General features: G+C 46.2%; 13 protein-coding genes. All 13 read left to right on the top strand.

What is annotated here, in order from left to right:
- Window positions 1–2 precede the first annotated feature (2 nt).
- The 13 genes from ABR189_RS12230 to ABR189_RS12170 are packed head-to-tail and all read left to right on the top strand — an operon-like array spanning window position 3 to window position 13,155.
- Window positions 3–701 carry an SGNH/GDSL hydrolase family protein gene (locus ABR189_RS12230; RefSeq protein ID WP_354660782.1) on the top strand — a complete coding sequence of 233 codons (699 nt, stop codon included), beginning with the start codon at window positions 3–5 and terminating at the stop codon, window positions 699–701.
- Window positions 685–1,620 (top strand): succinylglutamate desuccinylase/aspartoacylase family protein, encoded by a 936-nt coding sequence (locus ABR189_RS12225; RefSeq protein WP_354660780.1) that lies wholly within the window; start codon window positions 685–687, stop codon window positions 1,618–1,620. Before ABR189_RS12230 ends, ABR189_RS12225 begins: the two co-directional genes overlap by 17 nt.
- Window positions 1,610–2,425 (top strand): SDR family NAD(P)-dependent oxidoreductase, encoded by an 816-nt coding sequence (locus tag ABR189_RS12220; RefSeq protein WP_354660779.1) that lies wholly within the window; start codon window positions 1,610–1,612, stop codon window positions 2,423–2,425. The genes ABR189_RS12225 and ABR189_RS12220 overlap by 11 nt, the downstream gene beginning before the upstream one ends.
- Window positions 2,422–3,519 (top strand): threonine synthase, encoded by a 1,098-nt coding sequence (locus tag ABR189_RS12215; RefSeq protein ID WP_354660778.1) that lies wholly within the window; start codon window positions 2,422–2,424, stop codon window positions 3,517–3,519. Before ABR189_RS12220 ends, ABR189_RS12215 begins: the two co-directional genes overlap by 4 nt.
- Window positions 3,520–3,530: 11 nt before the next feature.
- A complete protein-coding gene (locus ABR189_RS12210; protein ID WP_354660777.1) occupies window positions 3,531–4,460 on the top strand; it encodes a dihydrodipicolinate synthase family protein in 930 nt (309 codons plus the stop codon).
- 9 nt (window positions 4,461–4,469) lie between these two features.
- Window positions 4,470–5,117 carry an RraA family protein gene (locus ABR189_RS12205; protein ID WP_354660776.1) on the top strand — a complete coding sequence of 216 codons (648 nt, stop codon included), beginning with the start codon at window positions 4,470–4,472 and terminating at the stop codon, window positions 5,115–5,117.
- 43 nt (window positions 5,118–5,160) lie between these two features.
- Window positions 5,161–5,544: a RidA family protein gene (locus ABR189_RS12200; protein WP_354660775.1), complete on the top strand. Its 384-nt coding sequence runs from the start codon at window positions 5,161–5,163 to the stop codon at window positions 5,542–5,544.
- A gap of 6 nt (window positions 5,545–5,550) precedes the next feature.
- A complete protein-coding gene (locus ABR189_RS12195) occupies window positions 5,551–7,020 on the top strand; it encodes a M81 family metallopeptidase (RefSeq protein WP_354660774.1) in 1,470 nt (489 codons plus the stop codon).
- Window positions 7,021–7,030: 10 nt separating this feature from the next.
- Window positions 7,031–7,891, top strand: coding sequence for an SMP-30/gluconolactonase/LRE family protein (locus tag ABR189_RS12190; RefSeq protein WP_354660773.1), 861 nt, complete (start codon window positions 7,031–7,033; stop codon window positions 7,889–7,891).
- A 59-nt stretch (window positions 7,892–7,950) separates the two neighbouring features.
- Complete coding sequence (locus tag ABR189_RS12185; protein ID WP_354660772.1) at window positions 7,951–8,976, top strand: hypothetical protein; 1,026 nt, start codon at window positions 7,951–7,953, stop codon at window positions 8,974–8,976.
- An 18-nt stretch (window positions 8,977–8,994) separates the two neighbouring features.
- A complete protein-coding gene (locus tag ABR189_RS12180; protein WP_354660771.1) occupies window positions 8,995–9,936 on the top strand; it encodes an aldo/keto reductase in 942 nt (313 codons plus the stop codon).
- A gap of 24 nt (window positions 9,937–9,960) precedes the next feature.
- Window positions 9,961–10,758 carry an SDR family NAD(P)-dependent oxidoreductase gene (locus tag ABR189_RS12175; RefSeq protein ID WP_354660770.1) on the top strand — a complete coding sequence of 266 codons (798 nt, stop codon included), beginning with the start codon at window positions 9,961–9,963 and terminating at the stop codon, window positions 10,756–10,758.
- A 36-nt stretch (window positions 10,759–10,794) separates the two neighbouring features.
- Window positions 10,795–13,155 (top strand): sodium:solute symporter, encoded by a 2,361-nt coding sequence (locus tag ABR189_RS12170; RefSeq protein ID WP_354660769.1) that lies wholly within the window; start codon window positions 10,795–10,797, stop codon window positions 13,153–13,155.
- Window positions 13,156–13,214: the final 59 nt, after the last annotated feature.

Genomic DNA, 13,214 nt, shown 5'->3' with positions numbered 1-13,214 from the left:
TTATGATCAGACCTTTCAATAAACGGAAGCATGAGTTCGGGCAACTGCAAGGGATGCTTAAAGCTAAAGCTCCTTTGATCTGGGTATTTACTGGTGATAGCATAACACAGGGGGCTAAGCATACAAATGGCTTCCGGTCTTACCAGGAAGTGTTTTCAGAGCGTATCAGATGGGAGCTGTCAAGAGTACGGGATTTTGTGATTAATACAGGCGTGAGTGGAAATACTACCGCTAATGTATTGCCGGATTTTGACTGGCGGGTAGCGCAATTCAAACCTGCGGTGGTATCCCTGATGATCGGAACCAATGACTGTGCTTCCGACAGGCGGGTAGCACCGGATGATTTCAGGAAGAACCTGCAACTGTTGGTGACTAAAATCCGTGAACTGAAAGCCATTCCATTGTTGCAAACGCCTAACATTATCCGGATACAGGATGCCCCGGAACGGGCTACTCTGCCCGATTATATTAAGATTATTCAAACGGTGGCAGAGGAACAAAATGTGATTCTGATTGATCAATGGGAGTATTGGACAGCAATGGCAGCGCAGCATGATATCCGGAGTACCTGGTTGAAAGATCCATTGCATCCTAATGGGACAGGGCATCTGGAAATGGCCCGGTTGATTTTCAAAGAGCTGGAAATTTTTGATCCGGCATCATTCACCTGTTCAGCAAATATTCATGAAAATATTAAGTGACCCATTTAATGCCTATGCAATTACTGCTGAACAGCCAGGCCCGCATGTGCTCATTGCGGCAGGAGTGCATGGGGATGAATTTGAACCCATGCTGGCAGTCAGGGAATTATTGCAGCAACTGTCTGCTGGGTTACTGGTGGGGAAGGTAACGCTTGTTCCGGTCGTAAACACGAGTGCATTTGTAGCTGGTACGAGGTACGGCAGTGATGGAAAAGACCTGGCACGCATTTGTCCCGGAGATGCGGAGGGGACCCCTACAGCGCGGAGTGCTGATGCTATCAGTAAATTAATTCATACGGCGGATTACTTTATTGACATGCATACCGGTGGAATACTATATGATTTATATCCTTTGTGCGGCTATATGTTGCACCCTGTAGAAACAATATTGAAAAGTCAGCAAAAGATGGCATATGCCTTCGGGTTGCCGGTAATATGGGGTACTGATCATTATGCAGCAGGCAGAACACTTTCTGTGGCAAGAGATGCACAGGTACCGGCTATTTATGTTGAATATGGAGGCGGCACCGGTATCCGGCCGCAAGTAATAGATGCCTATGTAAAGGGCTGCAGAAATGTGCTGCGGATGTTAGGAATGACAACAGACAGCGGTGGAGAGGAGACGGAGGTATCCTATTGGGTAGAAGACTTTATAATCAACAGCGGGCACTTGCAGGCTAAGCTACCAGCACCGTCAGCAGGCATATTTGTACCGCAGGTAGCCTTGGGAAAACAGGTGAAGAAAGACGACGTATGGGGACATGTTTTGTCACCATACGGGGAGGAGGCAGTTGTATTGGCTGATATGGATGGGTTGGTATTTATGTTGCGTGCAGTGGTGCATGTTAAAAGGGGAGATGCCCTGGGTGGCATACTTCCTATTCTGAAACCGGGAAAAGTTGTAATACATGGAACTTAAAAAAGTGGTGATCATCACAGGGGCGTCCCGGGGGATTGGGCGGGCTGTTGCCGAACGGTTTGCAGCTGCCGGCTACCGGCTTGTACTGGCTGGTCAGGATAAGGAGGCACTACAGCAATTAAAAACACTGCTGGAAGAAAAATACAACAGTGAATGTTTGTTGTCGATAGGAGATCTGGCGGATACGAGTTATCTGAAAAGTATTACAGCGAAAACTATAGAACATTGGAACCGCATTGATGTATTAGTAAACAATGCTGCCTGGAGAACGATAGGTACGATGCGCACGCTGGAAATAAATACATGGGAACAGACCTTACGGGTATGCCTTACCGCTCCTGCATTTTTGGCTAAGTGGTGTGCGGCTGCCATGGAAGCGCGTAAGACAGGTGGCGCTATCATCAATATATCGAGCGTCATGTCAGAAAGGGCAGCAGGTAATAGCCCTGCTTACATTGCCGCTAAGGGAGGGATGGAGAGTCTTACATATGAACTGGCCGTTACCTATGGCAGGAGTAATATCCGCGTTACCGGTATTTGTCCTGGTTATATTGATACAGAGATGAGCAATGACTATGTGGATGCAACAGGTAAAAACGTTAGCAATGCGATGACTGCACACCTGCAGGGATTAACGCCGCTGGGCCGTGGCGGCACGGCGCAGGAAGTTGCCAATGCTGTTTACTGGTTAAGCTCAGCAGAGGCATCATATATTACCGGCACTACACTGTTGGTAGATGGTGGGTTCAAGCATAATTTCAACGATTATGCTATTAAAAAACTACAATTCCCTGAAGAGTTTTGAAAAGTATCTGGACATACGGCGACCTGCTTCCTGCTATTCCGGAAGCATACCGGGTAATGCTGGGTGAAGGACATACGCCATTGGTGAAATCAAGATCAATAGGTCCGGCCCTGGGATTGCCATCGTTATATTTTAAACTGGAAAACCTGAATCCTACGGGTTCTTACAAAGACAGGTTTGCTGCGGTATTTATCAGCCTGCTCAATAGTATGCAGCAGCGTTTATGTGTGGCTACTTCCAGCGGGAATACCGGTGCTGCATTGGCGGCTTATAGTGCCGCTGCAGGGATTACCTGCGCATTAGCCATCGTAGATGGTGCCCCATTACCTAAAGTCCGGCAGATGCAATTGTATGGTGCGATAGCATATATGGTAAAGGATTTTGGAATAGACCCGCAAGTAACATCCGGACTGTTTGAAATGCTGGAAAGGTTAGCTGCTGAAAAAGGTATTCCCTTGCCGGTAAGTGCTTATCGGTACTGTGAAGCAGGCATGCAGGGGGTACAAACAATTGCTTACGAATTGCTGGAAGAAATGCAGCAGCCTCCTGCGCATATTTTTTCACCAGCAGGTGGTGGTGGGCTCACCCTGGCAGTTGCCCTTGGTGTAATGGCATACGGTAATAAATACCAGTTGCCTCATTTGCCTGCTGTGAACTGTGTACAGCCGGAAGGTAATAATACGATTGCAGGAGCATTAAGAAACCAGGAGCTAAAGGCTACTGCTATCAGGAGTGCCACTACTGCTATCAGTGGGCTGCAGGTACCTGGTATACTGGATGGTAATGAGGTAATTACCGCCTGCCGCCAGTTAAATGGTAACGGCTATGTGGTCACCGATGCTGCAGTATTTTCCTGGCAGCAGCAGTTGGCTTCCAGAGAAGGTATTTTTTGTGAGCCGGCAGGGGCAGTAGCATTGGCTGGTGTGGAAGCTGCATTAAAGGAAAAGAAAATAACAGCAACGGATACGGTGGTTTGTCTGGTTACTGGCAGTGGCTTTAAAGATATGGCTGCTGTAGAAAAACATTTCGGATTGCCGCAATTGCAGCAACTGGATGGAATAAAAGCACTTAAAGAAATACTTATACAATTTTAAAAAAAGCAAATATGGGCAGTAAAAACAAGGAAGAACAGTTTCAGGGAGTTTGGCCTGCTATGTTCACACCAGTAAATGAAGCAGGCACGTTAAACACGACTGAACTGGAAAAGCTAATAGAATTACTGGTCAAAGAACAGGTAGACGGGCTTTATCTGCTGGGTTCTACAGGACAGGGATTTTTGTTCAGTGAAGCGCAGCGTATGCATGTTACAGAAGCGACCCTGGAAATCGTAAACAAAAGATTACCGGTAATGGTACAGGTAGGTGCTTTGAATACAGATGAATCTGTTCGTCTGGCTAAGCACGCAGCGCAAAAGGGAGCGGATGGTATTTCTGCAGTGGGGCCTATTTATTACGGAGCATCGGAAAAAATGGCTATCCAGCATTATAGCCGTATTGCATTGGCTACAGACTTGCCCTTCTTTCCTTATCAGATAGGTAAGGTGACAGCAGGTAATGAAGAGTTGATAAAAGTACTGCTGGAAATTCCGAATGTATATGGAATGAAACTGACAACACAAAATCTCCTGGAAATCAGTAGTATCCATCTCCGCGCCGGTAATAACTGGAAATTGTTCAGTGGTGCGGATGAGTTACTTTGTCATGCAGCATTGTGTGGTACGGCGGGTGCTATAGGTACTACTTATAATCTGATAGGCAGTACCTGCAAGTATATACGCCGTAGTTTCCTGGATGGGCAGGTGATGGAGGCCAGCACTTTTATGCTTGAATTGCAACACCTGATAGAACAGATCCTTCCGGTAGTATGGTCATTCTTCAGAAGAGCGATGATAGTAAAACATGGAATTGATATAGGTGATCCCAAACCGCCTTTATTACCAGGAAAATTACCCTGGAGTGATGAGGAAATACTGGAAATGGTAAATAAACTGGACAGGTTTGCTGTACAACAATTACCGGCTATTGATAATCATTAAACAAAGTATATGCTTCCATTGGATCAATTAAAAGAGCTATTATATGTGGCAGTTATAGCAGATGCATTAGATAGTATGGGATTCAGGCAACAGGCGGTAAGTATTCCTTTTCAGGCTTATACAGGGATTGCCAAGCTGGCAGGACGTTGTAAAACCACCTTGTGGGCAGATATGTATGATGAAGATAAACATCCGTATGAGCTGGAATTGGAGGCCGTAGATAGCTGCAGGTCAGGCGATATCCTGATCTGTGCTGCGGGCGGCTCCCGGCGTTCCGGTATCTGGGGAGAATTATTATCAACGGCTGCCATGAATAGTGGTTGCTGTGGTGCTATCGTACATGGTGCTGTCAGAGACATAGAAAAAATGCGTGCGATGCAGTTCCCGGTGCTGGCAACGGATAAAAGCCCGTATGATAGTTTGCACCGGCAGCGGGTGGTAGACGTAGATGTAAAAGTGGTAATAGATGGAGTAGTATTTGCTCCCAACGACTTAGTGTTTGCTGATGAAGATGGTCTGGTAGTGATACCAGCACATATCGAGGAAGAAGTGATCCGGAAAGCACTGGAGAAAGTGCAGGCAGAAAATATCACCCGGGATGCCATCAGGGAAGGCATGAAGGCAACGGCGGCTTACGAAAAATATGGCGTGCTGTAAAAAGGGTACATACACCGCTTTATCAGCAATTAAATGCATAAAGATGAAAAACAAGATCGTAATAAAAGGTGCACATGTACCTGCAAGCCCCTTGCCTTTTTCTCCGGCAATACTGGCGGGCGACTATTTATTTGTATCCGGACAGGCTTCAGTAGACAAAGAAGGAAACATTATCAAGGGAACCTTTGAAGAAGAATGCAGACGTTCCTTTGAAAATGTGAAGACGATACTCGCTGCAGCTGGCTGTAGCCTGGAAGATGTGGTGCAGGTAAGGAACTATGTAGGCAAACAGGAAGATCTGGCAGCTTTCAATGCAATATACCGGGAATACTTTAGTGAACCGTTTCCCGCAAGAACAACATTGATAGGTTGCCTGGGGGAGCTGCTGAAGTTTGAAACGGATGTGGTGGCATATGTTAAAAAGTAAAGGACGATGACTAAGCGGATTGCTTTGCTGGGGATTTATCATGAATCGAATACATTCATTAATACGCCAGTTACACGGATTAATTTTGAGCAGGCACGACTGCTGAAGGGAAAAGATATCCTGCACGAATACCGGGATGCCTTTCATGAAATTGGAGGGATGATGGAAGTGCTGGAGCAGGAGGCTATTGAATTGGTACCGGTCTTTTATGCTACCGCTACGCCCGGAGGTATTATTGCCGCCGAAACATATCAGTCATTGCTAACAGAAATGCTGGCGGCATTGCAGGAAGTATTACCAGTTGATGGTTGCCTGGTAGTGCCGCATGGTGCTGCTGTAAGTGAGGACTATCCGGATATGGATGGACATTGGCTCTCGTTGTTGCGGGAAATGGTGGGTCCGCTGATCCCCATTATAGGAACCCTTGATCCTCATGCCAATGTAAGCCCGGCTATGATAGCTGCCACGGATGCATTGGTAGCCTATAAAACCAATCCTCATATTGATCAGCGGGAAACAGGCAGAGCAGCTGCCCGGTTGCTGTTGCAGTGCTTGCAGGGAAAAATAAAACCCGTGCAATATCTGGGGATGTTACCACTGGCTATCAGTATGGAACAGCAATATACAATGCAGGAACCTTGTGTGAGCTTGTATCAGCTGGCAAAAGCAATCAACCAGCGGGCAGGAATCTTATCAGTGAGTGTGATCCTGGGATTCCCGTATGCAGATGTAGCCGAAATGGGGAGCGCTTTTATTGTGGTAACCGACAATGCACCTGCTTTGGGAGAAGACGCAATTGGAGAGTTAACTTCCTATATGCGGGAGCATAAAGCATTATTCACAGGCAATCGCCAGTCGGTCGGTGACTTGTTGCCATTGGTAGCTGCTGCCGAAAAGCCGGTCCTGATGCTGGATATGGGCGACAATGTAGGTGGGGGATCACCAGGCAATAGCACTATTTTGCTGGAGGCTATAGAAGAGGATTGCAGGTACCGTACTTTTATTTGTATCTATGATCCGGCTGCAGTGGCAATAGCATCCACTTTTAATCCAAAAGATACTTTTGATTTATCCTTTGGAGGTAATTGCAGCAGACAGGGAGCAGCTTTTTCTACCCGGGTTGTATTACAGCAGTTGTGTGATGGCGATTTTAAGGAAACTACACCCCGACATGGAGGGCAGGTGAATTATGATATGGGAAAGATAGCCATTGTAACAACTGCCAATGGAAATATGGTGATGCTGACTTCCTTGCGTGTACCGCCTTTCAGCTTGCAACAGCTCACTGCATTTGGTGTAGCACCTGCTGCATTTGATATCGTGGTGGCAAAAGGAGTGAATGCCCCGGTTGCGGCTTATAGTTCGGTTTGCCCTACTATCATGCAGGTAGATACTCCGGGTGTTACACAAGCTAATATGACCTTATTTGATTATAAGCACCGGCGTAAGCCCATGTTTCCTTTTGAAGAAATATAAAAGAAACTTAGTGAAAGCAATACCAGCCAATATAGTAACAGCACAACTGGCAGTATTACCGTTTTATACAGAGGGGCCTGTGCTGGATGCAGCGGGTAATCTTTTTTTTACCACACTTGCTGGCGGCAGTATAATAAAAATGGATACTACTGGCCAAATGATCACATGGGCAAAGGGGGAGCGTCCTAATGGCCAGGTGATATTACCGGATGGAGACCACCTGGTATGTGATAGTAAATCCGGCAGTATTCATCGGTTTGATCCGGATGGCAGGTTTGTAAAACATGAGCTGATGGGAAGTTGTGCAGGACACAAAGTGCATGCAGCCTGTGATCTTGTTTTCCAGGCTGGAGCAGGTATTTATTTTACGGATGCTGTTCGTGAAAGAGGAAACGTTTTCTTTATCGGCATAGATGGTCATCAAGAGATAGTAGCACAGGATATAGATTTTCCGAATGGGCTGGTACTGTCTCATGATCAGCGTTCCCTGTTTGTTGCGGAAAGTTATCGTAACCGTATTTTACAGATTCCGCTTGCTACACCCGGGGTGGCGGCTGGTCCTGCAGAGGTATGGGCAACCTTACCCGTACACCCATCCGGAAAGATGATAGACAATCTGCCGGATGGTTTGGAATTAGATGAGGAGGGGTATTTGTTGGTAGCCCATTACGGTATGCAGGCGGTGCAGGTGTTGGCGCCTGATGGAACATGGTTGTATGCTATTGATACGGGATTACCTTTAACTAGTAATGTAATGCTGCTTCAAGGGGAAGGCCCGCAAAAGACAATCATTGTTACCGGGGGATATGCAGAGCCGGGGCCGGGTGCTGTGATGCGCATTAATATTCAATGGGATCAAAATGAAAAATGAATATGATACCGGACAGGCTTAAAATATTGTTAACTGGAATTTTATTATTGGGTCATGTTATGATGAATGGTACTCAAACACAGGCACAGGATAAACTTACGTGGACAACATTACCTGCATTACCCGGAGAGGGATGGGCAGGGATGTTTGCAGGCGTAAGTAATGGAACGCTTTTTTGTATGGGAGGGGCTAATTTTCCGGGAAAACGGCCATGGGAAGGAGGCAAAAAGAAATGGTATGATAATATCTACAGATTGGAAAAGGGAAAAGGATGGGTACTATTAAAAGAAAAATTGCCATTGCCGCTGGCATATGGGATAGCCGTTAATTATGGCAACCAGATGATTATTGTGGGCGGAAGCTCACCGGATAGTTACTCCCGTCAGGTAATCGGGTTTAGCTGGGAGCATCAGCAGTTAAGCCAGACCCGTTACCCCGATTTACCGGTACCATTGGCCAATATGGCTGGTGCGCTTACCGGAAGTTTATTGATAGTGGCAGGTGGAAACAGTAGTATTACAGGGCCTCCGTTGTCTGAAATGTATGCATTGGACCTCGTGAATCCTGCCAATGGCTGGTTTGAATTACCATCCTGCCCTGGCCCGCAAAGGCTGTTGCCGGTATGTGGGGTGTATAATGGGAAGTTCTATCTTTTCAGCGGGGAAAATACAGGAAAGAATGCGAAGCACGGGAGCTTCCGGCATATTTTACAGGATGCTTATTGTTTTACGCCGGTGTGGTCGGATAACAAATGGTCCGGTACCTGGCAACAGCTGGGGCCCATGCCCAGGGGAGCGTCGGCGGGTGCAAGTCCATTACCGGTATTGCAGGATGGTAGTCTGTTATTATGGGGAGGAGTCGACGCTGTTACTGCATTGTATGAAACCCCTGCAACGCACCCGGGTATCACCCGGAGTGTACTGCGCTATTATCCGGAGAAAGATAGCTGGAAGTATGATAGTACTATGATCAACATATCAGCAAGGGTTACTCTCCCTGTAACCTATTGGGAAAATAAGTGGATTTATATCAGCGGAGAAATAAAACCTGGTACCAGAACCAACACCGTATACGCGGTACAGTAATGATTTAATTCCTGTGTTATGCAATATGTAAGTTTTAACGGGATGAAGGTATCGCGGCTCACATTGGGAACGGTACAACTTGGGATGGACTACGGAATTTCCAACAATAGTGGGCAGCCTTCCGGAGAAGAGAGTTTTGGTATTTTGAAGATGGCCATGGCGGCAGGTATCAATACCCTGGATACTTCGCCACATTACGGAAATGCGGAACAATTGCTGGGAACATGGTGCGCTGGTTTCGGGGCAACATCATCCCCTCAGATTGTCACTAAATTCAGGATCAGTGATCACCATTTAGGCAATGTCAAAGCTGCCCGGGAAGAAGTGATCGCAAGTGTACGTGCTTCCCTGGCAATGTTGAAAATACCGCAAATCCCCTGTTGTTTATTCCATAAGGGAAAAGACCAGCCGGTAGAACAGGTGCTGAGGATCCTACCTTCCATCCTTACCGAGCTGCAGGAACTTGGGTTGATCGATACCGGGGGCATTTCTGTTTATTACCCTCAGGAAGTAAACCAGGTACTGGCATATGATAACATTACCGCGTTACAGGTGCCTGTGAATATTTTTGATCAGCGACTGGTACATAACGGAATGTTTAAACAGCTGGCAGCAGCTGGCAGGTTGGTATTTGCCCGAAGCATATTCTTGCAGGGATTGTTTTTTATGGACCCGGATAGTTTATCCGGCACACTGACAGGGGCAAGGCCTTACCTCCGGCTGCTACAGGAACTGGCAGTAAAAGCAAACCGGAGTGTAGCAGCGCTGGCATTTACCTATATACGTGATATGCCAGGAGTGAGTAGTCTTGTTTTCGGAGCTGTAAATAGCCGGCAGGTACAGCAAAATGTTGACTGGTTAAAGGAGGCGGCTTTGCCCATTGAAATAACAGAATCTATTGAAAACATATTCAGGGATATACAGGAAGACATACTCACTCCTGGTGTATGGTTGCCCTAGTCAGAACTTTTAAATAATATCTGGATGCACACAACAAATATGTTCCGCCTGGATGGCAAAATAGCAATAGTAACAGGTGGTGCTGGTTATTATGGCAAGCCTGTTTCCCTGGCACTGGCTGAGTGCGGAGCAACAGTAATACTGGCCAGCCGCGATGTAGCAGCTTGTGAAGCATATGCGGCCGATTTACGGGCACAGCATCTGCAGGCGGCAGGTATGCAGCTGGACCTGGGTAATGAACAGTCCGTGAAAGATTTTACTGCGCAGGTATTAAATAGCTACGGCAGGATCGATGTATTGGTGAATAACGCCGTTTCGAGGGAAGGGTTTAAAAACCTGGATGATATTACTAAAGCAGAATGGGAAGGCGCACAACAGATTAATGCTACCGGAATGATGCTGATTACACAGGCTGTAATAAAACAGATGTGTATGCAGCAGTCAGGCAGTATTATCAATATAGGGTCTATCCAGGGAACTGTGGGGCCAAACTTTAAAGTATATGGCAACACAGGGATGACCAGCCCGGTGAATTACACTTACGATAAATGGGGGATGGTGGGCTTCACAAAATGGCTGGCTAATTATTATGGGCAGTTTAATATCAGGGCAAACTGTATCAGTCCGGGTGGGTATGGTCCGGGTATTGCGGCAAGTATTGGGGAAAATGAATTTGTAACTAATTATAAACGGCTCACGCCATTAGGCAGGTTTGCAACGGATGATGATATTAAAGGGCCGGTAGTGTTTCTGGCATCAGATGCTGCGGCATATGTTACCGGCCATAACCTTCTGGTAGATGGTGGCTGGACCAGCTGGTAGTATCAAGGATATAAACTGCACTTTAAAAACAACAGGATGAATAAAGCACTTTTGTTGGGGATATTATGTATATGCCTGTTCTTCTTGCCTTCCTATGCACATGAACCCCTTCCTTATAACAAGATTACCTGGGAAGTAAATACTGCTGTAACAGTAAGGCAATTGGATATCTTAAAACAACTCCTGGCTGCGGATAGCCTGAAGGCAGGCATTGGATTCGATGAACTGCGCATCGTATGTGCAGGTGGCGAAAGCGAGGCTGGTTTACAAACTACGGTATCCTTGCTGCGCTGGAATACTGCGCGGCAGGAATGGAAGAAGGAGACATTACCGGCTCTGCCTGTAGTACTAAAAAAACCGGGCGTATTACTGTACGAAAACAAGGTGTATGTAGCAGGAGGTACAACCACAACGGGCCCTGCTGATGGCATGTATATGCTGGACCTGCAGCAGCCGGATGCCTGGAAGCCGATGCCCCCGATGCCAGTGCCCAGCATTTACCCGCAATTGCTCGTACAATCGAATGGTGAATATCCTTGTATATATGTGTTGGGAGAGCAGCCCGGCAGGAATATGATGATATATGATCTGAGCAAAGGTATCTGGACAGTTGCACCTTTGAGAGATGATGCAGGATTATTGCCCGCTGCGCCTTTATCAGGTATCGCTACCGGCAGTACTTACCTGCTTTTTGCTCCGGGATCTCTGGCAGTATCTGATAGCAGTTACCGGCAGTTATGGATGTATAATACGATTACAAAGCGTATGAGTATTGCTGGCAGCTCCCGTTTTATGAGCGGTCGGAACTATCTCTTAAAAGATGAGGGACAGCTCTGGTTAGCCAGCCAAAATGAGCAGGGTGGTTTTACGCTGTACAAAGGGACCATTGTATATCCCGGTTTTTTTTCCATCTGGGATTACGCAGTGCTGGCAGCATACTTGTTGTTTACAGTTTTTATAGGGTTGGCATTTGCAGGCAAACAGCAATCCACCGCAGATTATTTTAAAGGCGGTGGTAAGGTGCCGGGATGGGCAGTAGGAGTAAGTATCCTTGGCTCACATTTAAGTGCTATTACCTTTATGTCAGTACCGGCTAAAACATACGCTACTAACTGGAACTATTTTTTTCTGATGATGTCTGTGATATTGGTAGTACCACTGGTAAACAGGTATTTCATTCCCTTTTACCGGCGCCTCAATATCACCTCTGCTTATGAATATCTCGATAAACGGTTTAATTATAAGGTAAGATTTATTGCATCGCTTTTATATATCGTGCTGCAACTGGGACGATTGGCTATTGTATTGTTATTGCCCAGTATAGCGCTGACAGTTATTACGGGAATAGATGTAAATGTTTGCATTTTATTGATGGGCGTGGTCACTGTATTCTATACATTTAAAGGAGGTATCAAGGCGGTAATCTGGACAGATGTAATTCAGGTATTTGTATTGCTGGGGGGAGCTTTCCTGTGTGTACTTTATATACCCACAAAATTACCGGCGGATGCTGCAACCATTTATCAGCATATTACAGACAATGGAAAATTCAGGATGTTTGATGGCACTTTCGATTTAAGCACACCTAATTTTTGGGTAGTGTTCATAGGAGGATGGACACTCAATTTTATCCTGTTCAGCAGCGATCAGACCACCGTACAACGTTATCTTACCACAAAAGATGAGGCCACTGCTAAACAAAGCGCCCGTATTGGTGCATGGATCACTATTCCAGCCGGACTTATTTTCCTGAGCATTGGGACTTTATTATACCTGTTTTATTATTATCACCCGGGAAAAGTGAATATTAGTCTGGATAAGCAGGACTCGATATTTCCCTGGTATATTGTAAGTGAATTGCCGGTAGGGGTAACGGGTTTACTGATAGCCGGAATTTTTGCCGCTGCCATGTCTACCCTGAGCAGTAGTCTTAACTCTGTATCTACTGCTTTTATCACTGATTTTTATAAGGTGCTGTTCACGCAAAAAACAGATCTCAGGTATTTGCGGGCTGCCAAAGTAACCACAGCCCTGGTTGGTATGCTGTCTACCGGCCTGGCATTATTTATGGCCCACAGGGGCGTAGTTTCTTTATGGGACCAGTTTAATACCATTCTGGGCTTGTTTACAGGGGGAATAGGTGGTGTATTCCTGCTGGGCATTTTTACTAAGCGGGCCAATGCTGCGGGAGCTATCGGCGGCCTGCTGGTGAGTGGAATCGGCCAATACTTTATTAATAAATACACCCCGCTGAATTTCCTTCTATATGCATTTACAGGATTGATTATCTGCTTTGTGACCGGCTGGCTGATCAGTATTTGTTTTCCTGGTAGCCAGAAAAATACAGCAGGGCTTACCGCGATGTCTACCTTAAAGGAAAAAAGTGTATTAGTATAAATCAGTCACCTCAAAGCGTCTTTCAGCGAAAGGCACTTTGAGGTTAGCTGATCTGCTCC

Source organism: Chitinophaga sp. H8, from assembly GCF_040567655.1.
GTDB lineage: Bacteria > Bacteroidota > Bacteroidia > Chitinophagales > Chitinophagaceae > Chitinophaga > Chitinophaga defluvii.
The sequence above is the reverse complement of the archived record's forward strand: the minus strand, read 5'-3'. Positions and strand labels throughout refer to the sequence as shown.

What these genes read in the sequence shown, in the direction of transcription:
- ABR189_RS12185 (WP_354660772.1), top strand. Translation starts at nt 7,951, where the DNA reads ATGATGAATGGTACTCAAACACAGGCACAGGATAAACTTACGTGGACA.
- ABR189_RS12210 (WP_354660777.1), top strand. Translation starts at nt 3,531, where the DNA reads ATGGGCAGTAAAAACAAGGAAGAACAGTTTCAGGGAGTTTGGCCTGCT.
- ABR189_RS12175 (WP_354660770.1), top strand. Translation starts at nt 9,961, where the DNA reads ATGCACACAACAAATATGTTCCGCCTGGATGGCAAAATAGCAATAGTA.
- ABR189_RS12195 (WP_354660774.1), top strand. Translation starts at nt 5,551, where the DNA reads ATGACTAAGCGGATTGCTTTGCTGGGGATTTATCATGAATCGAATACA.
- ABR189_RS12205 (WP_354660776.1), top strand. Translation starts at nt 4,470, where the DNA reads ATGCTTCCATTGGATCAATTAAAAGAGCTATTATATGTGGCAGTTATA.
- ABR189_RS12180 (WP_354660771.1), top strand. Translation starts at nt 8,995, where the DNA reads ATGCAATATGTAAGTTTTAACGGGATGAAGGTATCGCGGCTCACATTG.
- ABR189_RS12200 (WP_354660775.1), top strand. Translation starts at nt 5,161, where the DNA reads ATGAAAAACAAGATCGTAATAAAAGGTGCACATGTACCTGCAAGCCCC.
- ABR189_RS12170 (WP_354660769.1), top strand. Translation starts at nt 10,795, where the DNA reads ATGAATAAAGCACTTTTGTTGGGGATATTATGTATATGCCTGTTCTTC.
- ABR189_RS12230 (WP_354660782.1), top strand. Translation starts at nt 3, where the DNA reads ATGATCAGACCTTTCAATAAACGGAAGCATGAGTTCGGGCAACTGCAA.
- ABR189_RS12220 (WP_354660779.1), top strand. Translation starts at nt 1,610, where the DNA reads ATGGAACTTAAAAAAGTGGTGATCATCACAGGGGCGTCCCGGGGGATT.
- ABR189_RS12225 (WP_354660780.1), top strand. Translation starts at nt 685, where the DNA reads ATGAAAATATTAAGTGACCCATTTAATGCCTATGCAATTACTGCTGAA.